This window comes from Glutamicibacter sp. BSL13 (genome assembly GCF_052928425.1).
The window spans coordinates 14,887-38,529 of record NZ_JAVGCZ010000012.1 but is presented as its reverse complement, the minus strand read 5'-3'; the positions used below and the strand labels follow the sequence as shown (position 1 = coordinate 38,529).

The window sequence follows — 23,643 nt, the reverse complement described above, 5'->3', positions numbered from 1 at the left end:
GGAAAGGAACCGGTGGACCGGGGATATTTTTTTCGGGAACCGGCCAGGCGTTAACGACCGAACCCCACCGGCGCTCCGGGTCGTGAGGCCGGTGCCGGTGGGGTTCGAAGGCTGGGTGAGCGGGTGCGGTCTAGCGGTAGCCGGCCTGCCGGGCGGCGCGGCGCTGGGCAATGTACTGGCTGGAGGGACGCAGCCAGGAGCACACGACGCCGGCGATGCCCAGCAGCACGCTGGCCACGTAGGCGGTGGTCAGAATTCCCACGTCCGCGGCATTGGCGTACATCGCGATGGTCGGCACCACGCTCAGCAGGCCCAGCAGCGACAGGGCGGCCAGGACGGTGGCGATGATGCGCATGGCGTTCACGCCGCGGCCAACGAAGAAGCCAACTAGGAAGTAGGCGATCAGGGTCAGGACAATCGAGACCATGGTGAAGGCGGTCATCGCCCCGGAGATCGCGTTCATCATCTGGTCGGGGTTCTCCAGCATCTGCTGCAGCTGCGGGTCATTGCCCAAGCTCGGATCCGCTTCCATCTGGCGGCGCAGTTCGGACTGGAACAGGTCCCACTCCGAACGGATGATGCCGGCGAAGAACTGGGTGCGGTCCAGCAGCCAGCTGCTCAGGGCCGAGACCACACCGGCGGCCAGGATCAGCCAGAACGCCAGCTGCAGGGTGCGGGGACGCTCTGCCGGGGGCTGCACCGGAGCGTACCCGCCGGATGGAGGGTAGGCGTACTGCGGGGGCTGGGCATAGGGATTGGATTGTTGCGAAGGATCCGGCTGCCCGTACGGGTTGGAGCCGTACGCCGGGGGCTGGGGCGCCGAACCCCCGTAGGGGTTGTAGGGCGTGGAACCCTGCGGCTGGTCGCCGGGCTGGTTCGGGTCAGTGGAACTCATGGGAACTTCCTTCATGCGACTGCTGGATTATCTACCACAACCCTAGTGGATGGGGGTTTGCGCCGGACACCTCCGAAAGGATGGTTTTTGTATATGCGAATCCCATGCGCAGGCTGTGAAAACTTGAGTGTGGCCACAATCCGACGGTTTTCCCGAAAATCTTTGAGAGAATGAGTCCATGCCTAAATCGACCGTCCATTTGCTGCGCCATGGGGAAGTGCAGAACCCCGATCGCATCCTCTACGGGCGGATCCCCGGTTACGGGTTATCCGAACTGGGAATGGAAATGGCCGAACGCGCCGGAAAGTACTTCGGCGAGCAGGCCGCGGAGGGCGCGAAACTGGTGCGCCTGGTCGCCTCCCCGCTGCTGCGGGCCCAGCAAACCGCTGCCCCCACCGCCGCGGCCCTGGAACTGCCGATCCTCACCGATGAGCGGGTCATCGAGGCCGGGAACCGTTTTGAGGGTCTGTCCCGCATTGCCAACCGCCTGCGCGAGCCGCGCTACTGGCCCTACATCATCAACCCGCTCAAGCCCTCCTGGGGCGAACCCTACAGCGAACAGGTCGATCGGATGCGCCTGGCCATGCAGGAGCACCGCAAGGCCGCGGTCGCCGAGGCCGGGGACGGCGCCGAGGTGGTCATCGTCTCCCACCAGCTGCCGATCTGGGTGACCCGCCGCGCCTCCCAGGGCCAGCGCCTGTGGCATGATCCGCGCCAGCGCGAATGCACGCTGACCTCGATCACCAGTTTTGAATTCTCGGACGACCAGTTGGTGAACCTGTCGTACCACGAACCGTGCGCCGACCTGCTGGCCGGTGCCGCAAACATCCCTGGAGCCTGACACCCATGACTGATTCGTCGAATCCCGCAGCACGCATCGGGCGGCGGAGCCTGTTGCGTTCGGCGTTCCTGGCCGCCGCGGTGATTCCGCTGGCCGCCTGCGCCACCGATGACCCGCTGGCCGAACAGGCCCGCAGCGGGGACAACAAGAACTACATTGCCGGGGACGGCGCGGTGGAGGAATACGCGGTCGAAAAGCGCACCGACCCGGTGCAGATCAGCGCCAGCACCTATCAGGGCACCAAGGTGGAGCTGGCCCAGTTCCAGGGCGCCCCGGTGGTCATGAACTTCTGGTACGCCGCCTGCGCCCCGTGCCGCATCGAGGCCCCACACCTGCGCAAGCTCAGCGAGGAATTCGGGGAAAAGGTCCATTTCTTGGGCGTGAACGTGCGTGATGAGAAGGAAGCGGCGCTGGCCTTCGAACGCACCTTCAAGATCCCCTATGAGTCCGTGCAGGACACCGACGGGAAGATCCAGCTGGCCATGACCCAGTACGTGCCGCTGCAGGCGGTGCCCACCACCCTGGTGCTCGACCGCCAGGGCCGGGTGCGCGCCCGGGTGATCGGTGCCGTGGAGGAAACCACCCTGCGTGCCCTGATTAAGTCTGGACTGAACGAGGAACTGTGAACCTGGCCGTGACGACCAACCAGTTTTCCCAGATCGCGCTGGACGGATCGCTGTTTCTTGCCGGACCGGTGGCCCTGCTGGCCGGGCTGGTCTCCTTCCTCTCTCCCTGCGTGCTGCCGCTGGTTCCCGGGTATCTGGGGTACGTCACCGGGCTGACCGGGGCGGATCTGCGTGAACACCGCCGCGGCCGGGTGTTGGCCGGGGTGCTGCTGTTCATCCTGGGGTTCTCGGTGGTGTTCATCTCCGCCGGGGTGCTCTTCAGCCAGGTGACCGCGTGGATGCGCTTCAACGGCGCCTGGGTGACCCAGCTGCTGGGCGTGGTGGTGATCATCATGGGCGTGGTGTTCATGGGCGGGATCTCCTTCCTGCAGCGCGACCGCAAGATCCACCGCCGGCCCCCGGCCGGGTTGTGGGGAGCCCCGGTGCTCGGGCTGACCTTCGGTCTGGGCTGGGCCCCGTGCATTGGCCCGACCCTCTCGGCGGTGCTGATCATGAGCACCGGCACCGACGCGAACGTGGCCCGCGGCGCGCTGCTGACCTTCTTCTACTGCCTCGGGCTGGGCGTGCCGTTCGTGCTGATCGCCCTGGGGATGCGCCGCGGCATGGGCACCTTGGACTTCTTCCGCCGGCACCAACTGGCGATCATGCGCTTTGGTGGCGGATTGCTGATTGCGCTGGGCATCGTCATGGCCACCGGCCTGTGGGGCAGCTGGGTGGCCGAATTGCAGAACTGGTTTGCCAATGAAGTGAGGTTGCCGATCTGATGGCACAACGCGATCACACCCCGCACCCGTCCGCACCTGCCGACGCACCCGGTACCGCCGGGAGCACCGCGGCCGGCCGCGGCACCGGCGGTGCCACCAAGACCCGCAAGGGCAAGGGCGGGAAAAACAACCGGGGCGATGCCCCGGCCCTGGGCCCGCTGGGCATGCTGCGCTGGATCTGGACCCAGCTGACCTCCATGCCCACCGCGCTGTTCCTGCTGCTGCTGTTGGCGGTCGCCGCGGTGCCGGGCTCGATTTTCCCGCAGCGCCGGGTGAACCCGGAAATGGTGAACCAGTACTTCGTGGACAACCCGGACAGCGCGCCGTGGCTGGACCGGTTCCAGCTCTTTGACGTGTACTCCTCGGCGTGGTTCTCCGCGATCTACATTCTGCTGTTCATTTCGCTGGTCGGCTGCATCATCCCGCGCATCAAGAAGCACGCCAAGGCGCTGCGCACCCCGCCGCCGCGCACCCCCGCGCGCTTGAACCGGCTGCCGCAGTACACCCGCCTGGAATTTGCCGCCAGCGCCGGGCAGCTGCCCGGCGAGGACGAGGTCATCGCCACCGCCCACAAGATCCTCAAGCGCCGCGGCTACCGCGCCGAGGCCCGGGGGAGCGGGGCCGGGGCCTCGGTGGCCGCCGAACGCGGCTACACCCGTGAAATCGGCAACCTCACCTTCCACATCTCCCTGGTCGGCGTGCTGTTGTCCATGGCCCTGGGCGGGGCCTTCGGCTACGGCGGGCAGCGGGTCATCGTGGAGGGCGAGACGTTCGTGAACTCGCTGGTTTCCTACGACTCCTTCTCCCCGGGCACCTATTTTGATGCCGAGAACCTGGAACCGTATTCGGTGACCCTGGACAAGTTCGACATCCTCTTCGACCGGGAATCCGAAACCCACTTCGGCCAGCCGCTGGACTTCACCGCGCACGTGACCACCCGGCGCTCCCCGGACGCGGAGCCGGAAAAGGAAGAGCTGAAGGTCAACCATCCGCTGCGCATCAACGGCGCGGATGTGTACCTGGTGGGCAACGGCTACGCCCCGGTGGTCACGGTGCGTGACGGCAACGGGGATGTGGCATTCTCCGGCCCGGTGGTTTCGGTGCCGCAGGACTCGGTGTACACCTCCCTGATGGTGGCCAAGGTCCCCGACGCCAAGCCCGAACAGCTGGGCTTCCAGGGATTCCTGCTGCCCACAGCGATGCTGGACGAGAACGGCTTTGGCATCTCCGGGGACCCCAACGCCATCAACCCGCAGCTGCACCTGAACTCCTACGCCGGGGATTTGGGCGTGGATGACGGGGTGCCGCAGAACGTGTACGTACTGGACACCGAGAAGATGACCGAGCTGAACTCGCGTTCCCAGGACGCCGGCGGCATCATCCTGGAAGCCGGGCAGACCTACGAATTGCCGGACAATGCCGGTAGCATCACCTTCGAGGACTTGAAGCGGTACATCGCGGTGGACATCAACGCCGACCCGGGCAAGCTGCCGATTGCGATCTTCGCCGGGCTGGCCCTGGTGGGGCTGGCGGTTTCGCTGTTCACCCCGCGCCGGCGCGTGTGGGTCAAGCTCACCGATGAGGGTGGGCAGCGCGGCATCGAGTTCGCGCTGCTGGCCCGCGGCGAGGACCCGCGGCTGGAAAACGAGGCCCGCGAACTGCGGCGCATCTTTGAGAAAACATGGCCGGTGGCTGATGAGCCGGATTCGGACGAGCACGAACTAGGAGAAGACCGTGGGCACTAACAGCGCCTTGGAACCCATTAACGAGACCCTTGGGGTGTACAGCCAGCTGTTCATGCTGCTGTCGGCCATGGTGTACGCGGTCGCGTTCATCTTCTACGCACTGGATCTGGTGCAGTCGAACAAGACCATCGCCGAACTGGACGCCGCCGCCCTGCAAAGCGACCAGAAGTCGCTGGTGACCGCCGGCGCCTCGGGCGGCAAACCGCGGCGGACCAAGAACGCGCGCGCCGACCTGATGGGCGAGCACGTGGTCAACGACAAGATGACCTACACCGCCAGCTCCGCCAAACGCGGCATGGCCCGCATCGCCGTCGTGCTGACCTGGCTGGGCGTGCTGATGCACGGTTTCGCCGTGGTTTCCCGGGCGCTGGCCGCGAACCGGGTGCCCTGGGGCAACATGTACGAGTTCCTCACCACCGGTGCGTTCGTGGTCGCGGCCGTGTACGTGGTGGCACTGCTGCTGAAGGACCTGCGCTTCATGGGCACCTTCATCATCGGACTGGTGACCCTGATGCTGTGCGCGGCCACCATCGGCTTCCCCACCCCGGTTGGCCACCTGGTGCCGGCGCTGCAGAGCCCCTGGATTGTGATCCACGTGTCCATCGCGGTGCTGGCCTCGGCATTGTTCTCCATCAGCTTCGCCATGAACGTGCTGCAGCTGCTGCAGCACTCCCGGATGAACCGCCTGGCCGAGGGCAAGAACGACCGGCTGCCGTTCATGCGTCTGGTGCCCGGGGCCGGTGCCCTGGAGAACTTCGCCTACCGGATCAACACCATCGCGTTCGTGATGTGGACCTTCACCGTGATGGCCGGCGCCATCTGGGCCGAGGCGGCCTGGGGACGCTACTGGGGTTGGGACCCGAAGGAAGTATGGTCATTCGTGATCTGGGTGGTCTATGCCGGCTACCTGCACGCGCGCGCCACCGGCGGCTGGACCGGGCCGCGTTCGGCTTGGCTGTCGATCATCGGCTACGGTTGCGTGATCTTCAACTTTACGGTGGTCAACATCTACTTCAACGGCCTGCATTCCTACGCCGGAATCTAGTCCCGGCAGTACTCAGGGCGCCGACGCGGTCAACTGCGTCGGCGCCCTTTTTGTCTTCACCCTCCGCGGTGGCATCATCGGCGCGGGCTTGACCGTTCCCTGTTCTGGTTGACTTCCGCCCGGGCCGGGATGACGCTGGAGACAAGAAAGCCCCAGGCGACGCTGCCGCAGGCACGCGGCCTGGCCACCTATCGGTGGGCGGACTTGGGGCCGGGAAGGGGAACAACCATGAGCGGAGAGCAGCTGGCGGCGGCGCTGGAGGCCGAACACCGCCGGATTGATTCGGGGATTGAGGACTTCCTGGCCCGCCAAGCCACCGGTGCCCGGGCCCGGGAGTCCCTGGGGGCCGCCCTGGCGGCCCTGCGGCGGCACATTTACCTGGAAGAGGTGATCCTCTTCCCGTCGTTGCGTGGCGGGTCACTGGACATGGCCCTGTTCGTGATGGAGCGTGAGCACGGGCGGCTGTGGGACCTGCTGGACGCCCTGGATCAGCGCCAGGGGCAGTGGGGCGGGGCAGAAGCCCGCCAGCTGTGTCAGCGGCTGCTGCAGACGCTGGAGAAGCACAACGCGAAGGAAGAGCCCATCATCTACCCGCAGGCCGATGAGGGGCTGGAGGATGCCGCGGCACGCTGGCTGGGGGAGTTCTTGGCCACCGGGCAGATGCCCGAGGGGTGGCGGTGCGCCCGGGCCAGCGCCTAGGAGCCGCCCGCCGGGGTGGGGACTAGTTGTCCTTGGAGTTCGGATTGCCCGCAGAACCGTTGTGGTTGTGGTCCTCCGGATCGGCGTGATCCTCACCGGATTCGGCTTCCTTGCGCTTGAGATCCGCCTCACGCTGGTTCAGTTCGGCTTCACGCTGCTGCTGGCGGCGCCACACCTCCAGCTGACGCAGGAAGTCCTCGTCGTCATCCGGCGCGTTGCTGCGCGGGGCGGCGGCCGGGGCGGAGAAGACGCCGGGACGACCCAGCACGTACCACAGTCCGGCGCCGATCAGCGGCAGCAGCAGGATCACCACGAGCCACGCCGCCTTGGGAAGCGAGCGCACCTGATGGCGGTCGGTGCGGGCACAGTCGATCAGGGTGTAGATCGTTACCGCAACGGCGACGAGTGCTGCGAAGATAATAAAGCGGACCATATACCTAGTCTAGTAAAAATACCTCGGCTTATTGCTCGGTAGACTGGACTATGTGCAGTTTCTAAAATACTCCGTGCTCCGCCTGGGGATCTTCCTCATCGTTTTCTTCGCGCTCTGGCAGCTGATGGGCTGGCCGATCTTTGTTGCCGCGCTGATCGGGCTGATCATCGCCTTTGCGGTCACCTACCTGTTCTTCAACAAGCTTCGGCTGGCCGCCGGGGCGGATGTGCAGCGGCTCTTTTCCCGCACCAGCAGCCGCAAGACCCCGAAGCAGCGGGCCGATGAGGACGTCGAGGACGCCTTCGACGAACAGCAGCGCCACGACGGCCAGTAGCCGAGGGCGTCACGCCCGGTGCTGCTAGCCCAGCAGCTGCAGCACGATGGCCAGGGTGAACAGCAGGGCGTAGGCCAGGTTCAGGATCCCGGTCTGCTTCAGCACCGGGACCAGCCGGGACGCGTCCGGCTGGCGCAGCATCAGCCAGCACGGGCGGATGGCCGCCAATGCGGTGGCCAGGATCAGCCACATCCACGGGTAGGTGGTGGTCAGCAGCACCGGCAGGATGATGGCGACCGCCACCATGGCCACATAGCTGATGCGGGCCAACTGGTCGCCCAGGCGCACCGCCAGGGTCAGTTTGCCCGCCGGCTTGTCGGTGGCGATGTCCCGCACGTTGTTGGCCATCAGCAGGGCGGTGCCGATCAGGCCGGTGCCCACCGCCCCGATCAGTGAGGCCTCGGTGATCCGCCCGATTTGGGTGTAGGTGGTGCCCATGGTCGCCACCAGGCCGAAGAAGATGAATACGTACACGTCACCCCAGCCGCGGTAGCCGTAGGGGTTGCGTCCACCGGTGTAGCCCCAGGCGGCGAAAATCGCCGCCACCCCGACCAGCAGCAGCGGCCAGGAGGCGGAGATGATCACCAGCACCAGCCCGGCCAGGGCGGCCAGCCCGAAGCATCCGAAGGCCGCGTTGCGCACCTGCCGGGGTTCGGCGGCCCCCGAGCCGGTCAGCCGCAGCGGGCCGACCCGGTCCGCGTCCGTGCCGCGGATGCCGTCGGAGTAGTCATTGGAATAGTTCACCCCGACCTGCAGCAGCAGGCCGACCAGTAGCGCCAGCAGGGCCCGAACCCAGTGCACTTCACCGGCAGCGCCGGCCGCGGCAGCCGTTCCGATCACCACCGGGGCGATGACGATCGGCAGGGTGCGCAGACGCGCTCCGGCAACCCACTGGGAGATGGAGGCCACGGGGGATTCCTTTCGGGAAGGGAAGACTGACCCTCTATTTTCGCCCGAAAACCCATTCGACGCGAATCCATGGGGCTGGCTCACATGGCGGAGAGCTGCTCAATCACCAGCCGGCGGTTGACCTTCCCGTTGGGCAGCAGCGGCAGGCCCTGCGGGTAGTGGCGCACCCGCTTGGGCACGGCCGGGGCTCCGAAGGTGCGCCGCACCGCCTCGAACGCCGGGGCGGTGTCGCTGGGGCCGCTGAACGCCAGACCCACCGCCTGACCCCACTGCCCGTCGGGCACCGGAACCACCAGGCACTGGTCAAAGAACTCATCCAGCAGCCCCTCCACCTGCCCGGCCGAGAGCTTGATTCCACCGGTATTGATGACGTCATCCACCCGGCCGTGGATCTGCAGCTTGTTGTTCTCAATGCTGCCCAGGTCATCGGTCAGGTACCAGCGCCGGCCCTCGCGCAGCACAAAGTGCCGGGCGGTGGCCTGTGGATCGGCAAGATATCCGTCGGCCAGCATCGGGCCGCTGACCAGAATCCGCCCGTTTTCCTCCCGCAGGCTCACCCCGGGCAGGGCGGTGCCGTTGTAGACCAGCCCGCCGGCGGTCTCCGAGGACCCGTAGGTCTGGAAGATCTTCAGCCCCAGGTGCCGGGCGGCGGTGAGCAGGTCACGGCTGGCCCGTGCCCCGCCGAGCAGGATCGCGTCAAGGGACTTCAGGGCCGCGACGGTGCGCGGCGCCGGGTTATCCAGCAGCCGGGCCAACTGGGTGGGCACCAGGGAGGTGAGCTTGTTGGCCTCGGTGAGCTGCTCGGCGGCCTCGGTGAACTTCTGGGCGCTGAACCCGCCGTTCGTTTCCATGGCCACCGGGGTGGTGCCGGCAAACAGGGAACGGGTCAGCACGCTCAGCCCGGCGATGTAGTGCACCGGCAGGGCCAGCAGCCACTGGCCCTGCAGCCCCAGGAACTCGGCGGTGGCCTGTGAACTGGCGGCCATCGCCGCGGTGGACAGCACCGTGCGCTTGGCCCGCCCGGTGGAGCCGGAGGTGCGCACCACCAGCAGCGGATCGGTGAATCCCGGCAGCTGCTGGGGCTGCAGGTACTCCACGCGGGCGCCTTCGGGCGTCCCGGCGTCGGCGACCACCTCAATGGCCGGGCCGCCTTCATTGATGGCCCGGGACAGTGCGGTGTGCACCTGCTCGTGCAGCGAGTTCGGTTGCATTGCCTGGTCCGGCCCTAGAAGTAGTACGGGTAGTCGGCCCAGTTCGGTTCGCGCTTGCCCAGGAAGGCGTCGCGTCCCTCCACCGCCTCATCGGTCATGTAGGCCATGCGGGTCGCCTCCCCGGCGAAGACCTGTTGGCCGGCCAGCCCGTCATCGGCCAGGTTGAAGGCGAACTTGAGCATGCGCAGGGCCTGCGGGGACTGGCGGGCAATGTCGGCGGCGTACTGCAGGGCCACCTCTTCGAGCTGCTCGTGCTCCACCGCCTCGTTGACCGCGCCCATGCGCACCATGTCCTCGGCCGAGTATTCGCGGGCCAGGAAGAAGATTTCGCGGGCCGCCTTCTGCCCCACCTGGCGGGCCAGCAACGCCGAACCATAGCCGGCGTCGAAGGAACCCACGGTGGCGTCGGTCTGCTTGAACTTGCCGTGCTGCTTGGAGGCGATGCTCAGGTCCGAGACCACGTGCAGCGAATGCCCGCCACCGGCCGCCCAGCCGTTGACCACGGCAATGACCACCTTGGGCATGGTACGCATCAGGCGCTGGACCTCAAGGATGTGCAGCCGCCCGGCGCGGGCCGGGTCGATGGATTCCCGGGTCTCACCCTCGGCGTAGCGGTAGCCGTCGCGGCCGCGGATGCGCTGGTCCCCGCCGGAGCAGAAGGAATGCCCGCCGTCCTTGGGGGAGGGGCCGTTGCCGGTGAGCAGGACCGTTGCCACGTCACTGGTCATCCGCGCATGATCCATGGCCCGGTAGAGCTCATCAACGGTATGCGGGCGGAAGGCGTTGCGCACCTCGGGGCGGTTGAAGGCGATGCGCACGGTGGGCAGGTCACGGACCACCGCCGCATTGGCGTCACGCTCCACCTGGCGGTGATAGGTGATGTCGGTGAAGTCGAACCCTTCAACCTCACGCCAGCGCTGGGCGTCAAAGATGTCGGAAACCTGCTCGGGCAGGGCGGAATTATTATGGCTACTCACCCTATGCATGCTAGTCCCTTCACCGCCGCGCGGGCATCTCACCCGGGGCTCGGCGTGTGCCGCGCACGGTGCGGGGCGGCGGGGCCAAACAACACAGCCGCGGGGTGGGAACACGATCAAGCAGTCGTGTTCCCACCCCGCGGCTCGCCCTGCATGGGGCGTGGTCGTCCAGTGGGCCGGAGGCCCGGTGGGCGACTAGGCCTGGGTTTCGGTGCGCGGCGGCACCTGGGCCAGGATGCCGGTGTCCAGGGCATCGGGGATCTCGGTGCCGCGCAGCGAAGCGCCGGCGGTTTCGGGCATGAAGCGGATGGCGACCATGCCGATGAGACAGGCGGCCATCATGTACACCGCCGGAATCAGCAGGAACCCGGTGGCGTCAATGAGCGCCTCGTTGGCCATCGCCGCGGTGCCGCCAAAGATGGCGGTGGCCACGTTGTAGGTGATCGCGAACCCGGCGAAGCGCACCTGGGAGGGGAACATCGCCGGGAAGGTGGCGGTGATGGTGGCCAGCTGCGGGATGTAGAGCAGGCCCAGGACCGCGAAGGCCACGATCGCCCAGGCGAAGCTTTGGCCTATCAGCCAGAACATCGGCAGGGCCAACACGAACAGGCCAATCACCGAGGTATACCACATCGGCTTGCGGCCCACCTTGTCGGAAAGGGAGCCGGCAAACGGGATCACGCCCATCATGGCGACCTCACCGATCAGGATGACCGCCAGCGAGGCGTTGGAGCTCAGCCCCAGCTGCTGTTCCAGGTAGGTGGGCATGTAGGTCAGCAGGGTGTAGTTGACCACGTTCAGCGCGATGACCAGGCCGGTCATCACCAGCATGGGGCGCCAGTATTCGCTGACCAGTTCCTTCAGTGAGCTGCCCTGCTCGACCTCGCCGGCCTCCTCCAGCTCCTGGAATACCGGGGTGTCCTCGATCTTGTTACGCAGGTACAGCCCGACCAGGCCCATGGGCAGGGCCAGGAAGAACGGGATGCGCCAGCCCCAGGCCATCATGGCGTCCTCGGACAGCAGCAGCTGCATGCCCAGCATCACGGCAGTACCCAGGGCGAAGCCGCCCAGGGTGCCGAATTCCAGGAAGGAGCCGAAGAAGCCGCGCTTGCGGTCCGGGGCGTATTCGGCCATGAAGGTCGCCGCCCCGCCGTACTCGCCGCCGGTGGAGAATCCCTGGATCATGCGCAGCAGCACCAGCAGGACCGGCGCCAGCACGCCCACCTGCTGGAAGGTCGGCAGCGCACCGATCAGGAAGGTTGCCCCGGACATCATCAGGATGGTCAGGGCCAGGATTTTCTTGCGGCCCAGCTTGTCGCCCAGCGGGCCCCACACCAGCCCGCCCAGCGGGCGCACCAGGAAGGAGAGGGCGAAGGTGGCCAGGGCCATCAGGGTGCCACCCTCGGAGGGGAAGAAGTGGGCAGTAATGTAGGTGACCGCCACGGCGTAGATGCCGTAGTCGAACCACTCGGTCAGGTTACCCATCGCCGATGCGGCCGTGGCCTTGCGGATTTCGCTGCGCCCGGCGGCAGTGTTCATGTCTGGGCCAATGTCCAGGTCCAGATCGGGAGTGAAATGTGGTGAATTATCGGAGTTATCTGGTTGGCTGCTTACCGGTGGCATTACTGCTCCGTCGTCGTTCAGCTTTCCGTCGACCGGATGCCCAAAACCGGTGCCCGCGGCACGGCCTTGGTAACGGTCCACGATCTGGAATCAGGTCCAGAGTCGGTCAAGCAGAAGAGACTACTTGGCGTTGCGGAAGATATCAAGGCTTTGACATGGAATTCTTTGCCTGCGGATTCGGATAAACCCAGTCTGACCTCACTAACTAGCCCTATACTGTTGCTTGGTTCACATTCGCGTTCTTGACCACCACATTGGCACAATGGGATTCTAATAGTGAACGAATGGTCGGTAAGTATTCAGGGGCGTTTCCCGCCCCTGTCCGGTCCGGCATTCCCAGCGTCCGGCCCGCACGGCGGGCGGGGCGCATCGGGCCAGCAGACAAAGGAGTTTTCATGACCGAGGCATTTTTGGTCGGTGGCGCGCGCACGCCCGTGGGCCGCTACGGAGGGGCACTGAGTTCGGTGCGTCCGGATGACATGGCGGCGCTGACGATTCGCAGCGTCATCGAACAGGCCGGGATCGACCCCTCGGCCGTGGATGAGGTCATCTACGGCAACGCCAACGGTGCCGGGGAGGAAAACCGCAACGTGGCCCGCATGGCCTGGCTGCTGGCCGGGTACCCGGACACCGTACCGGGCATCACCGTCAATCGGCTGTGCGCCTCGGGGATGAGCGCCATCACCATGGCCAGCCACATGATCAAGGCCGGTGCGGCGGACATCGTCGTCGCCGGCGGGGTGGAATCAATGTCCCGCGCCCCGTGGGTCATGGAAAAGCCGACCAAGGCCTTCGCCAAGCCCGGAGCCACCTTCGACACCTCCATCGGCTGGCGCTTTACCAACCCGCGGTTCCTCTCCGGGGAACTGGCCCGCGAGGGCAAAGCCACCTACTCCATGCCCGAGACGGCCGAGGAAGTGGCCCGGGTCTATAACATCTCCCGCGAGGACTGCGACGAATTCGCCTACCAGTCCCACCAGAAGGCCATCGCCGCGATCCAGGCCGGGCGCTTTGCCGAGGAAATCGTGCCGGTGAGCGTCAAGACCCGCAAGGGCGAACACGTGGTGGACACCGACGAAGGACCCCGCCCCGAAACCTCCCTGGACGCGCTGGCCGGGCTGCGTCCGGTGGTCAAGGGCGGCAGCGTGGTCACCGCCGGCAACGCCTCCTCCCTGAACGACGGCGCCTCGGCGATCCTGGTCGTCTCCGAACGGGCCATCGAACGCTTCGGGCTGACCCCGCGCGCCCGCATCATCGACGGCCAGGCCGCCGGCCTGGCCCCACAAATCATGGGCATGGGCCCGGTGCCGGCCACCAACAAGGTGCTCGAGCGCGCCGGCATCGGCATCGATGAGCTGGGAGCCATGGAAATCAACGAGGCCTTCGCCTCCCAGTCCCTGGCCAGCATGCGCGAACTGGGCGTGGACGCCGGAATCGTGAACAACGACGGCGGGGCCATCGCCCTGGGCCACCCGCTGGGTTCCAGCGGTTCGCGCATCGTGATCACCCTGCTGGGGCGCATGGAACGCGAACTGAGCGGAACCGGGCGCAAGCTTGGCGTGGCCACGATGTGCGTGGGCGTGGGACAGGGCACCGCGCTTTTGGTTGAGGGGGTCTAGTCCCAGTGAGCCTGAATGCCACAGACTTCACCACCTTGCAGATCAGCGAGCGCGAGGACCGGCTGTGGGTGCGCCTGCACCGACCCAAGGTGCGCAACGCCATCGACCAGGTGATGGTCGATGAGCTGCACGCGGTGTGCAGCCACCTGGAGGCCACCCCGAAGGTGCTGATCCTGGCCGGTACCCCCGGCCAGGAACCCAGCGAAGAGCACCCCAAGGGCGTCAAGGGAATCTTCGCCTCCGGAGCAGACATCGCCCAGCTGCGCGAACGCCGGCGTGATGATGCGCTGGCCGGGATCAACTCCACCATCTTTGACCGGATCGCCAAGCTGCCGATGCCGGTCATCGCGGCACTGGATGGCTACGCCCTGGGCGGGGGAGCGGAATTGGCCTACGCGGCGGACTTCCGCATCGGCACCGAGGCGCTGCGCATGGGCAACCCGGAAACCAACCTGGGAATCATGGCCGCCGCCGGGGCCACCTGGCGGCTGAAGGAACTGGTAGGTGAACCGATGGCCAAGGAGATCCTGCTGGCCGGCAAGGTGCTCACCGGCAGCCAGTGCCTGCAGGCCGGGCTGATCACCGAACTGCATGCCCCGCAGCAGCTGCAGGCCGCGGCGGACGCGCTCGCCGACAGGATTTGCGCCCAGGACCCGTTGGCGGTGCGGATCACCAAGGCCGTGTTCCACACCCCGCGTGAGGTGCACCCGGTGATCGACACCCTGGCCCAGGGGATGCTCTTTGAGTCCCAGGCCAAGTTTGACCGCATGCAGGCGTTTTTGGATCGAAAGAAGAAGTAGGCGACGATGAGCAATTCCCTTCCGGCAACAGTAGGCGTGCTGGGCGGCGGGCGCATGGGCGCCGGCATCGCCCATGCATTTTTGATCAGCGGCGCCCAGGTGCGCGTCATTGAACGCGACGAGGCCTCGGCGGCCGCCGCCCGCGAACGCGTCATGGGTTCGGTGGACAAGTCCCTGGCCCGCGGCACCCTGTCCGAAACCCGTGAGCAGCTCGGGGCCCGGCTGAGCGTGGGCACCGACTACCAGCAGTTTGCCGACTGCCAGCTGGTGGTCGAGGCCGTCCCGGAAATCTGGGACCTGAAGGTTTCCTCGCTGCAGGGTGTGGAAAAGGTCCTGGCACCCACGGCGGTGCTGGCCTCGAACACCTCCAGCCTTTCGGTCTCCGGGCTGGCCGGAGAGCTGTCCCGCCCCTCCCGCTTCCTGGGCCTGCACTTCTTCAACCCGGTCCCGGCCTCGACGCTGATCGAGGTGGTGATCGGCAAGCAGACCGACGCCGAACTGGTGGACCAGGCCCGCGACTGGGTTGCCGCCCTGGGCAAGACCGCAGTGGTGGTCAATGACGCCCCCGGCTTCGCCTCCTCCCGCCTGGGAGTGGCCATCGCCCTGGAGGCGATGCGCATGGTCCAGGAGGGCGTGGCCAGCGCCGAGGACATCGACAACGCCATGGTGCTGGGTTACAAGCACCCGACCGGGCCGCTGAAGACCACCGACATTGTCGGCCTGGACGTGCGTCTGGGCATTGCCGAATACCTGCATCAGGAACTGGGGGAGCGCTTCGAGCCGCCGCAGATCCTGCGTGAGCTGGTGGCCGAGGGCAAGCTGGGACGCAAGAGCGGCCAGGGGTTCTACGACTGGTCCCAGGACTAGAAGAGTCCAGGACACCGGAAACGGTCCACCAGGGGCGTGCTGCCTACGGCGGCACGCCCCTGCGGCGCTTAACCGGTGCCCGCGAGCCGGATTTAGCTGAACATCACCGCCAGCAGGCTGGTGAACAGCGCGTCCGGATCACGCTCCAGGTTCTTTGAGGCGAACCAGGCGCACAGATTCACGCAGTCCCGGTGCAGGTAATCCAGGCCATTGGCGTTGCCAGCCAAATCCACGCACTGCGGCACGTCGATCACAACCAGGCGCCGGCCGGCGACCAGGAGGTTGTAGGCCGATAGGTCCCCATGGGCCAGGCCGGCCGCCGCGAACCCCTCCAGGATCCGCACGGCTTGGTCCCACAGTTGCGGCAGCCGCTCATCCTCCCGGCGCAGCTGCTGCAGGCGCGGGGCCGCCAGCTGCGGGTGTTGCGGGTCGCTGATGAATTCCAACAGCAGCTCGGTCCCATCGATCTGCACCGGGTAGGGAACCGGGATCCCGGCCTGGTGGCAAAGGGTGAGGTAGTGGAATTCGGCGGCGGCCCATTGTCCGGCGGCGACCTGGCGGCCGTAGCTGGAATTGTTGCTTACCGCGCGGTTATCCCGTGAACGCCGTGCGGCGCGGCCCTCGCTGTAGGCCTGGGAGCGGGTGAACTGCCGGTGTTCGCTGGCGCGGTAGCGTTTGGCGGCCAGCAGGACCCGCCGCTGCTCGGTGGCGCGTTCCAGCAGATGCACCTCGGCCTCCTTGCCGGACTTGATCAAGCCCAGCTCGGTGTCGATGGCGGCCGCCTCCTCGATCAGCCAGGAAGGATACGGGCGCGGGCCGCGCGCACCCTTCTCAATGCCGGTCCAGGTGGAGTGGCGTTGGCTGGCGGGCAGCGGTTCCGGGCCGGATTCATCCCAGCGCCACTGCCGGCGGCGGGTGGGTTCAAAAGGTTCGGCGGTGGGGTCTAATCGGTTTGTGGCAGAAGAGTGATACACAATCGGTCCTTGGAAAGACGGGATGGGGCATGGGGTGAAGTCAGAACAGCCATCGGGATCCCTCCTTGGAACAAATACCGATTGATGAAACTCAATCAGTTCATAGCGTAGCCTGAGGCGGCGTTGTGGTGCAATGGGAGCATGATGGAACCAGGGACCTACCGGCGCGGCGCCGGGGATGTGACGTGGGATGGATCGGTCAATGCCCGGCGCATTGCCGGCTCGGTCTACCGGATGGGCCGGCGCGAATGGCTGACCGAGGCCGGCTGGCGGCAGCTGCGGGAGTCCGGCGTGCGGCGGGTGCTGGATCTGCGCAATCCCGGGGAAAACAAGGCCCGGGCACTGGACCCGCGGGTGCGTCCCGATGCGCTGGAGGGCATCCGGGTGGTCAACCTGCCCCTGGAGGATGCCGGTAATGAGCGGTTCGCGGCCGTGGCCGTTCCGTACATGAACCACCCGTCGATGTATCGCCTGGTGTGCGAGGAGTTTCCCCACCGGCTGCGGGAGGTCTTCACCGAGCTTGCCGCGGGCGAGGGTGGGGTGGTGTTGCACTGCTCGGCGGGCCGGGACCGCACCGGATTGGTGGCCAGCCTGCTGCTGGCCCTGGCCGGGCGTGGCGATGAGGTGTTGGAGCAGGACGCCCTGGCGACCCGCGGCATCAATGAATGGCACCGGGTCAGCGGGTACCGCCACCCGCACGAAAGCCACCTGCCCGACGGAAAACTTACTCCGATCCTCGCCAGCCGGGCTTCCGCGCTCAAGGAGTTCATGCGCTGGGTGGGTGATCCGCAGGAGTTCCTGCTCCGCCTGGGCCTGTCCGAAGCCACGGTGCAGCGGCTGCGCCAGGTGGTGTCGCAGGCCCAGGCGGACTCCCGTCCTGGCCGCTAACCGCCGCCGGCGCCCCGGCCATTGGCGAGAGGCGTCTAGTGGGCGGGCCTGTCCACCACCAGGTTGGTGATGCGCAGGGTGCAGATCCGGCGGTCCTGGTCATCGGTGATGATGACCTCGTGGCTGGTGAGCCGCCGCCCCAGCTTGATCGGGGTGGCGGTGATGGTCACCTCGCCGCCGGTGGCCGAGCGGTGATGGGTGGCATTGACATCCACGCCGACCACCACCTTGCCGAAGGTCGAGGCGAACTTCACGGCGGCCCAGGAGCCCACCGCCTCGCCCACGGCCAGCGAGGCCCCGCCGTGCAGCAGGCCGAAGGACTGGGTGTTGCCGGCCACCGGCATGCGCGCCACGACGCGCTGCACGGATTCCTCGATGATCCGCACGCCCATCTTCTGATCCAGCTCGCCCAGTTCGATCGTCCAGGGCTCCAGCGCCTCGGGTTGGGGCGAGCCGGGCGCAGGGGTGGCGCGGGGCGCATTCTGTGACATGGCGGACCTTTCAAAGTGTTGGCTATCACGCAATACTGTTACTCTTAATCCTAATACTGACCGATCGTTCAGGAAGGAATTGTGTCGATGTCGACTGCCCAAGCCACTGTGGTGCCTAGTTTCATCGCCGGAGAATGGATCAGCCCGCAGGCCGAGGGCGGCACGCAGGTGCTCGATGCGAACACCGGCCAGCCCGTTGCCACCGTCAGCGCCCGAGCGCTGGACGTGGCCGGCGCACTGGACTACGGACGCACCGTGGGACAGCGTGAACTGTCCGGTCTCTCGCTGCACCAGCGCGCCCTGAAGCTCAAGGAATTGGCGCTCTACCTGAACGAGCGCCGCGAAGAGCTCTACGAGATCTCCTACCGCACCGGTGCCACGAAGATCGATTCGATGGTCGACATCGATGGCGGCATCGGGGTGCTGTTCACCTTCTCCTCCAAGGGGCGGCGTGAACTGCCCAACTCCAATGTGATCCTGGATGGGCCCACCGAGCCGCTGAGCAAGGACGGGTCCTTCATCGGCACCCACATCTTCACCCCCATGGCCGGGGTGACCGTGCAGATCAACGCGTTCAACTTCCCGGTCTGGGGAATGCTGGAAAAGTTCGCCCCGGCCTTCATCGCCGGGGTCCCGACCATAGTCAAGCCCGCCAGCCCCACCGGTTACCTCTCCGAGGCCGTGGTGCGCATGATGCTGGACTCCGGACTCCTGCCCGACGGCTCGCTGCAGCTGCTTTCCGGTTCGGCCCGGGATCTGCTGGACCACATGGACTACCGGGACATGGTGGCCTTCACCGGGTCGGCGGCGACCGCCAACAAGCTCAAGGCCCACCGCAACGTGGTGGATGGCGGGGTGAAGTTCACCTCGGAAACCGACTCGCTGAACGCCGCAATCCTCGGCCCGGACGCGGTCGAGGGCACCGAGGAGTTCAACGCCTTCGTCAAGGCCGTAGTCAGCGAGATGACCAGCAAGGCCGGGCAGAAGTGCACCGCCATCCGACGCAGCATCGTGCCCGAGCAGCTGGTTGACGCCGTCATCAAGGCCGTCGGCGAGCGCATCGAGGCCCGCACCGTGATCGGCGATCCACGCGTGGAGGGCGTGACCATGGGCGCGCTGGCCTCCCTGGACCAGCTGCGCGACGTGCGCCAGGCGGTGCAGGACATGCTGGACGCCGGCGGCGAACTGGCCTACGGCTCGCTGGATGCCCCGCGGGTGCGCACCAGCGGCGAACGCACCGAGATCGCCCAGGACGGGGCGTTCATGGCCCCGGTGGTGCTGCGCTGGTCCGATCCGGCCAACCCGATCCTGCACTCGCGTGAGGCGTTCGGCCCGGTCTCCTCCGTGGTCGGGTACCGCAGCCTGGATGAGGCGGTGGAGCTGGCCGCGCAGGGCGCCGGCTCCCTGGTGGCCACGGTGTGCACCAATGACCCCGAGGCGATGCGTGCCCTGACCCTGGGCATCGCCGCCCACCACGGGCGCGTGCACATCCTGAACCGGGAAACCGCCCGCACCTCCACCGGACACGGATCCCCGGTGCCGCACCTGGTCCACGGTGGGCCGGGACGCGCCGGCGGCGGCGAGGAGCTGGGCGGCATCCGCTCGGTGATGCACCACATGCAGCGCACCGCCGTGCAGGGCTCGCCGAACATGCTGACCGCGCTGACCGGGGTCTGGCACACGGGGGCGGACCGGCAGATCGCCGGCAGCGCCAAGTATGGGGCGCAGCCGGGCAATGTGCACCCGTTCCGCAAGTCGCTGGCCGAGCTGCGCATCGGCGACGCGCTGGCCTCGGACCTGCGGGAGGTGACCTTGGCGGAGATCACCGCTTTCGCCAATGAAACCGGGGACACCTTCTACGCGCACACCAACCAGAAGGCCGCCGAAGCCAACCCGTTCTTCCCGGGCATCGTGGCCCACGGCTACCTGCTGGTCTCCTGGGCCGCGGGACTGTTCGTGGAACCGGCGCCGGGGCCGGTGCTGGCCAACTACGGGTTGGAGAACCTGCGCTTCATCACCCCGGTGGGGGCGGGGGACTCGATTCGGGTGACCCTGACCGCCAAGAGGATCACCCCGCGCGTCACCGACGAGTACGGGGAAGTGGCCTGGGATGCGGTGCTGCACAACCAGAATGACGAGATCGTGGCCACCTACGATGTGCTGACCCTGGTCGAAAAGCAGAATTCCACCTACGCCAACTGGACCGACTAGTTCCCCAGTCCGGCTGCCCAACTGGGGCAGCCACCCAGCGGCCCGCCGCCGGCACATCATGCGCCGGCGGCGGGCCGCTGGGCTTTGGTCTCCCGCGGTGCGGTGAATCCGCAACGAGCTGATGCAAAGAACTCCCCGCCAGAACCGCCGCCCCCAAGGGGCAGCAGGTTCCGACGGGGAGTTCTTTCCCTGGGCGCTAACGGCTAGGGTTGGGTCTCCAGTGCGGCCTCGGCGGCAGCGTCGGTGCGCCGCGGCAGCTTACGCCATGCCCACCAGCCGTAGAGCGAGGCCAGGACCATGAACACCCAGGTGCCCAGCAGGGCCAGGGCCGGGTTGTTGCTGAAGATCGCCACCACGTACGCCAGCGAGCCAAGGGCCATGAGCAGCCAGCCCGGACGCCAGCCGCAGGCGATCAGGACGAAGGAGGTGATCACCAGCGCCTCGGCCAGGAAACTGACCCAGATCACCGAGGTGCCGGCGGTAAAGGCAAAACCGCTGGTGAGCATCTCACCCAGGTGCAGCGCGGTGAGCACCGCCACCAGGATGACGCTCAGCGCCCAGGCGCCGGGACCAAACGTGCCCAGGGTGACCTTCCGGGTGAACTTTCCCTGGAATTCATAGCGGGAGAAGCGCCACAGGCCGAAGGCCGCGAGGATGAAGTAGGGCAGCGCGTAGATCAGCAGCTTCAGGTCGTACTGCAGGGCAATGACCAGCGGCCCGGCGAAGACCGAGAGCATCTGTGCCCACCAGCCCAGGTCGTTGCGGTGCGCCAGCAGCAGGCAGGCAATCACCGAGAGCAGGGCGCTGAGCGAAAACAGGGCAACCTGGGTCCCGGACTGGGTGCCCGGCAGCTGCGAGAAAAGATTAAAGAATAGTTCTTCCACGACACTACTTAGCTAGTTCGGCAATGATAGGGGTCGGCGGGCGCTGCCTGCCGGCGGGGCAGGGAGGATCACCCGGTCCGGGACCGGGCCCAGCGCATCACCATGCACCTTCACGATGCTATATCTGAAACCTGTGAAGCAATCTCAGCCGGCCACCCGGGAGCTGGCACCCCGGGGCGCTAGGGGCGCTGGACGTGCAGCCCGTCAAACACCATGGAAATCGCGTGCTGCTCCAGGCCTGCGGCGGTGATCACACCATCCTCCCGGTACCAGTCGACGACCGAGTTGATCATGCCGAACAGCAGGCGGGCGGTGGTGCGTGGCTCCAGGTCCTGGCGCAGGGAGCCTTCCTGCTGGGCCAGGGTCACCAGTTCTGCCAGCTTGCGGTCCACCGCGCGGCGGCGCTCCAGGGCAGCGCGTTCCAGGGCGGTGTTGCCGCGCAGGCGCAGCAGCAGGGTGACGTAGGAGCGCTTGGCAACCAGGATCCGCACGGTGGCGCGCAGGAAGTATTCCAGGCGCTCGTCGGCGCTGCGCCCGTGGGTGTGCTCGTCCTCGACCACCGCCTCCAGCGGGATCAGGGCCTCATCCAGGGCCAGGCGCAGCAGGTCCTCCTTGGAGGGCACGTGATGGTAAATCGCGGACTTGCTGATCCCCAGCCGGTCGGCGAGCTTGCCCATGCTGGTGGCGTCATAGCCGTGGAGGTTGAAAAGCTCCACCGCGATCGCCAGCACGGAGTCCTGGTCGTAGCCGGGCCGGCCCCGACGGGCGGAGACGTTAACTGTTTCGGTTTCAGACATGATTCCTCGATTATCCCATTACGGAAGACAAAAACGGAGTGTGGGCGCAAACACCGGTTTGCCCCCACACCCCGTTGTGGCCGTACCCGCCGGGTGGCGGATGCGAACGCTACAGGTTGCGCATGTCGTAGATGCGCTTGAGCTTGCCCATGGAGCGCTCCAGGGTCTCGGGCTCAACGACCTCGATGGCGCAGCTGGAGCCAATGTGGATCTTGATCAGCGAGGCCAGTTCCTGCCCGGCGGTGGAGACCTCGTGGGCGGTCGCGTCACTGCGGCGCTCGACCTTGACCGCCAGCTGGTCCATGCGTCCGGGGCGGGTGAGCACCAGCTGGAAATGCGGGGAGAGGGCCGGGACCTTCAGGATCAGTTCCTCGATCTGGCTGGGGAACAGGTTCACCCCGCGCAGGATGATCATGTCATCGCTGCGCCCGGTGATCCGGCCCATGCGGCGGTGCCCGGGCCGGGCGGTGCCGGGCAGCAGCCGGGTCAGGTCATGGGTGCGGTAGCGGATGATCGGCAGCGCCTGCTTGGTCAGCGAGGTGAACACCAGTTCGCCGTGCTGCCCGTCGGGCAGCACCTTGGTTTCGTCGTAGGCGTCCAGGATCTCCGGGCGGAAGTAGTCCTCCCAGATGTGGCTGCCGTCCTTGAGCTCATTGGATTCCCCGGCCACTCCCGGACCCATGACCTCACTGAGGCCATAGATGTCGCAGGCGTCCAGCCCGAACATCTCCTCCAGCTCGTGGCGCATCTCCTCGGTCCACGGCTCGGCGCCAAGCACCGCCACCTTCAGCGAGGTGCCGCGCGGATCCAGGCCCATGCGCTGCATCGCATCGCCAATGGTCAGCAGGTAGGTGGGGGTGCACAGGATGGCGTCGGGCTGGAAGTCGTGGATCAGGGTAATCTGCTTTTCGGTCTGGCCCCCGGACATCGGGATGACCGTGGTGCCCAGCTTCTCGGCCGCCGCGTGGGCGCCCAGCCCGCCGGTGAACAGGCCGTAGCCGTAGGCGTTGTGCACCTTCCAGCCCGGCTTGACCCCGGACAGGCGCAGGCAGCGGGCCCCGAGTCGGGCCCAGTCATCCAGGTCCTTCTGGGTGTAGCCGACCACGGTGGCCCGCCCGGTGGTGCCCGAGGAGGCGTGCAGGCGGGCGATCTGGTGCTGGGGTACCGCGAACATCCCGAACGGGTAGGACTTGCGCAGGTCCTCCTTCTCGGTGAAGGGGAACTTGGCCAGGTCGGACAATTCCTTCATGTCCCCCGGGTGCACACCGGCCGCGTCGTACTTCTGGCGGTAGTACGGAACATTCTGGTAGGCGTAGGCGATGGTTTCCTGCAACCGGGTGAGCTGGATCGATTCGATCTCATCCCGGCTCATCAGTTCCTCGGGATCCAGCGGGTTGGGTAGCTCTTCGCGTTCGGGGTTCTGGGTCATGCTCAAATCTTTCGTTCGTGATGTGGTGGGGCCGTGCGCACCGGCGGACCGGTGCGGGGGAGCCAGGCTGCCCGGGCTTTTGCTGCGCCGCCTTCTGGTGGGACGCCCCGGGGCCTGGTCGGGAGCGGTGTCAGGCCGGCTTGGGGATGGTGCGCGAGCGGCCGCGGAAGACGGCCAGCAGTTCCTCGTCTCCCTGCGGGGTGTCCTGGGTGACTCGGATGTCGTACACGCCGCTGCGGCCCTGTTGGGCGACCCGCTGTCCGTGGGCGGTCAGCGTGCGTCCGGGAATGCCTGGCTTGAGGAAGTTGATGTCCACCCCGGAGGCCACCGTGATGGTTTTGTCGCTGCCCTCGGCCGGGTTGCAGCTCAGGGCGAAGGCCGTATCGGCCAGGGCGAAGACCATCCCGCCGTGGGCGATGCCGAAACCGTTGAGCATCTCCTTGCGCAGTTGCATGGTGATGGTGGCGGTGCCGTCCCCCAGCTGCAGCACTTCAATGCCCATCCATTCGGTGGCGTAGTCATTGGCCAGGATGGCGTGGGGGAGGGACTTTTCGACTTGTGTTTCGCTCATGGGCACCCCT

At 66.8% G+C, this 23,643-nt stretch carries 24 protein-coding genes; 12 read left to right on the top strand and 12 right to left on the bottom strand.

What is annotated here, in order from left to right:
• Positions 1–130 precede the first annotated feature (130 nt).
• The gene (locus RCJ92_RS03780; RefSeq protein WP_446753797.1) at positions 131–895 is read right to left on the bottom strand and encodes a hypothetical protein; all 765 of its coding nucleotides are present in this window, start codon (positions 893–895) and stop codon (positions 131–133) included.
• Between the two features lie 178 nt (positions 896–1,073).
• Between RCJ92_RS03780 and RCJ92_RS03775 the strand changes: the two genes are divergently transcribed.
• The 6 genes from RCJ92_RS03775 to RCJ92_RS03750 all read left to right on the top strand — a co-directional run bounded on the left by RCJ92_RS03775 (position 1,074) and on the right by RCJ92_RS03750 (position 6,615).
• On the top strand, positions 1,074–1,736 hold the full coding sequence (locus RCJ92_RS03775; protein ID WP_138926653.1) for a histidine phosphatase family protein: 663 nt from the start codon (positions 1,074–1,076) through the stop codon (positions 1,734–1,736).
• Positions 1,737–1,741: 5 nt separating this feature from the next.
• Positions 1,742–2,362 carry a TlpA family protein disulfide reductase gene (locus tag RCJ92_RS03770; RefSeq protein ID WP_346923007.1) on the top strand — a complete coding sequence of 207 codons (621 nt, stop codon included), beginning with the start codon at positions 1,742–1,744 and terminating at the stop codon, positions 2,360–2,362.
• A gap of 2 nt (positions 2,363–2,364) precedes the next feature.
• Positions 2,365–3,126: a cytochrome c biogenesis CcdA family protein gene (locus tag RCJ92_RS03765; protein ID WP_138177575.1), complete on the top strand. Its 762-nt coding sequence runs from the start codon at positions 2,365–2,367 to the stop codon at positions 3,124–3,126.
• Positions 3,126–4,871: a cytochrome c biogenesis protein ResB gene (resB, locus tag RCJ92_RS03760; protein WP_446753796.1), complete on the top strand. Its 1,746-nt coding sequence runs from the start codon at positions 3,126–3,128 to the stop codon at positions 4,869–4,871. Before RCJ92_RS03765 ends, resB begins: the two co-directional genes overlap by 1 nt.
• Before the next feature lie 7 nt (positions 4,872–4,878).
• Positions 4,879–5,916: a c-type cytochrome biogenesis protein CcsB gene (gene ccsB / locus RCJ92_RS03755; RefSeq protein ID WP_446753807.1), complete on the top strand. Its 1,038-nt coding sequence runs from the start codon at positions 4,879–4,881 to the stop codon at positions 5,914–5,916.
• 228 nt (positions 5,917–6,144) lie between these two features.
• Complete coding sequence (locus RCJ92_RS03750) at positions 6,145–6,615, top strand: hemerythrin domain-containing protein (RefSeq protein WP_446753795.1); 471 nt, start codon at positions 6,145–6,147, stop codon at positions 6,613–6,615.
• Positions 6,616–6,637: 22 nt separating this feature from the next.
• Here RCJ92_RS03750 and RCJ92_RS03745 read toward each other — a convergent pair whose 3' ends face one another.
• Entirely contained in the window at positions 6,638–7,048 is a 411-nt protein-coding gene (locus tag RCJ92_RS03745; RefSeq protein WP_446753794.1) for a PLDc N-terminal domain-containing protein, read from the bottom strand.
• A 52-nt stretch (positions 7,049–7,100) separates the two neighbouring features.
• Here RCJ92_RS03745 and RCJ92_RS03740 point away from each other — a divergent pair, with 52 nt between their 5' ends.
• Positions 7,101–7,382: a DUF4229 domain-containing protein gene (locus RCJ92_RS03740; RefSeq protein ID WP_138176953.1), complete on the top strand. Its 282-nt coding sequence runs from the start codon at positions 7,101–7,103 to the stop codon at positions 7,380–7,382.
• Between the two features lie 24 nt (positions 7,383–7,406).
• Here the strand turns inward: RCJ92_RS03740 and RCJ92_RS03735 are convergent, their stop codons facing one another.
• The 4 genes from RCJ92_RS03735 to RCJ92_RS03720 form a co-directional block, all read right to left on the bottom strand.
• Positions 7,407–8,291: a 1,4-dihydroxy-2-naphthoate polyprenyltransferase gene (locus tag RCJ92_RS03735; protein ID WP_138926649.1), complete on the bottom strand. Its 885-nt coding sequence runs from the start codon at positions 8,289–8,291 to the stop codon at positions 7,407–7,409.
• Positions 8,292–8,371: 80 nt separating this feature from the next.
• Positions 8,372–9,502, bottom strand: coding sequence for an AMP-binding protein (locus RCJ92_RS03730; RefSeq protein ID WP_138926648.1), 1,131 nt, complete (start codon positions 9,500–9,502; stop codon positions 8,372–8,374).
• Between the two features lie 14 nt (positions 9,503–9,516).
• Positions 9,517–10,488, bottom strand: a complete 972-nt coding sequence (locus RCJ92_RS03725) for a 1,4-dihydroxy-2-naphthoyl-CoA synthase (protein ID WP_138176961.1) — start codon at positions 10,486–10,488, stop codon at positions 9,517–9,519.
• Positions 10,489–10,674: 186 nt separating this feature from the next.
• Complete coding sequence (locus RCJ92_RS03720) at positions 10,675–12,018, bottom strand: MFS transporter (RefSeq protein ID WP_446753793.1); 1,344 nt, start codon at positions 12,016–12,018, stop codon at positions 10,675–10,677.
• 479 nt (positions 12,019–12,497) lie between these two features.
• Between RCJ92_RS03720 and RCJ92_RS03715 the strand changes: the two genes are divergently transcribed.
• Genes RCJ92_RS03715 through RCJ92_RS03705 form a run of 3 tightly spaced genes read left to right on the top strand, consistent with a single transcriptional unit; the run spans position 12,498 to position 15,388 of the window.
• Complete coding sequence (locus RCJ92_RS03715; RefSeq protein WP_138176964.1) at positions 12,498–13,721, top strand: thiolase family protein; 1,224 nt, start codon at positions 12,498–12,500, stop codon at positions 13,719–13,721.
• A gap of 5 nt (positions 13,722–13,726) precedes the next feature.
• A complete protein-coding gene (locus RCJ92_RS03710) occupies positions 13,727–14,521 on the top strand; it encodes an enoyl-CoA hydratase/isomerase family protein (RefSeq protein WP_138926647.1) in 795 nt (264 codons plus the stop codon).
• Positions 14,522–14,527: 6 nt separating this feature from the next.
• A complete protein-coding gene (locus RCJ92_RS03705) occupies positions 14,528–15,388 on the top strand; it encodes a 3-hydroxyacyl-CoA dehydrogenase family protein (protein WP_446753792.1) in 861 nt (286 codons plus the stop codon).
• 92 nt (positions 15,389–15,480) lie between these two features.
• Here the strand turns inward: RCJ92_RS03705 and RCJ92_RS03700 are convergent, their stop codons facing one another.
• Positions 15,481–16,362, bottom strand: coding sequence for a serine protein kinase RIO (locus RCJ92_RS03700; RefSeq protein ID WP_175419409.1), 882 nt, complete (start codon positions 16,360–16,362; stop codon positions 15,481–15,483).
• A gap of 141 nt (positions 16,363–16,503) precedes the next feature.
• Here RCJ92_RS03700 and RCJ92_RS03695 point away from each other — a divergent pair, with 141 nt between their 5' ends.
• Positions 16,504–17,250: a tyrosine-protein phosphatase gene (locus RCJ92_RS03695; RefSeq protein ID WP_246049543.1), complete on the top strand. Its 747-nt coding sequence runs from the start codon at positions 16,504–16,506 to the stop codon at positions 17,248–17,250.
• Positions 17,251–17,285: 35 nt separating this feature from the next.
• On the opposite strand, the gene RCJ92_RS03690 is transcribed toward RCJ92_RS03695, so the two are convergent.
• Positions 17,286–17,741, bottom strand: a complete 456-nt coding sequence (locus RCJ92_RS03690; RefSeq protein WP_138926645.1) for a hotdog fold thioesterase — start codon at positions 17,739–17,741, stop codon at positions 17,286–17,288.
• An 87-nt stretch (positions 17,742–17,828) separates the two neighbouring features.
• Here RCJ92_RS03690 and paaZ point away from each other — a divergent pair, with 87 nt between their 5' ends.
• Positions 17,829–19,952 carry a phenylacetic acid degradation bifunctional protein PaaZ gene (paaZ, locus tag RCJ92_RS03685; RefSeq protein ID WP_446753791.1) on the top strand — a complete coding sequence of 708 codons (2,124 nt, stop codon included), beginning with the start codon at positions 17,829–17,831 and terminating at the stop codon, positions 19,950–19,952.
• A gap of 203 nt (positions 19,953–20,155) precedes the next feature.
• Here paaZ and RCJ92_RS03680 read toward each other — a convergent pair whose 3' ends face one another.
• From RCJ92_RS03680 to paaI, 4 genes are all read right to left on the bottom strand, one after another.
• Positions 20,156–20,836, bottom strand: a complete 681-nt coding sequence (locus RCJ92_RS03680) for a nicotinamide mononucleotide transporter (protein WP_446753790.1) — start codon at positions 20,834–20,836, stop codon at positions 20,156–20,158.
• Positions 20,837–21,015: 179 nt separating this feature from the next.
• Positions 21,016–21,633, bottom strand: a complete 618-nt coding sequence (locus RCJ92_RS03675) for a TetR/AcrR family transcriptional regulator (RefSeq protein WP_138176982.1) — start codon at positions 21,631–21,633, stop codon at positions 21,016–21,018.
• A gap of 109 nt (positions 21,634–21,742) precedes the next feature.
• Positions 21,743–23,062: a phenylacetate--CoA ligase family protein gene (locus tag RCJ92_RS03670; RefSeq protein WP_054821471.1), complete on the bottom strand. Its 1,320-nt coding sequence runs from the start codon at positions 23,060–23,062 to the stop codon at positions 21,743–21,745.
• Positions 23,063–23,192: 130 nt separating this feature from the next.
• Positions 23,193–23,633, bottom strand: coding sequence for a hydroxyphenylacetyl-CoA thioesterase PaaI (paaI, locus tag RCJ92_RS03665; protein ID WP_054821979.1), 441 nt, complete (start codon positions 23,631–23,633; stop codon positions 23,193–23,195).
• Positions 23,634–23,643 lie beyond the last annotated feature (10 nt).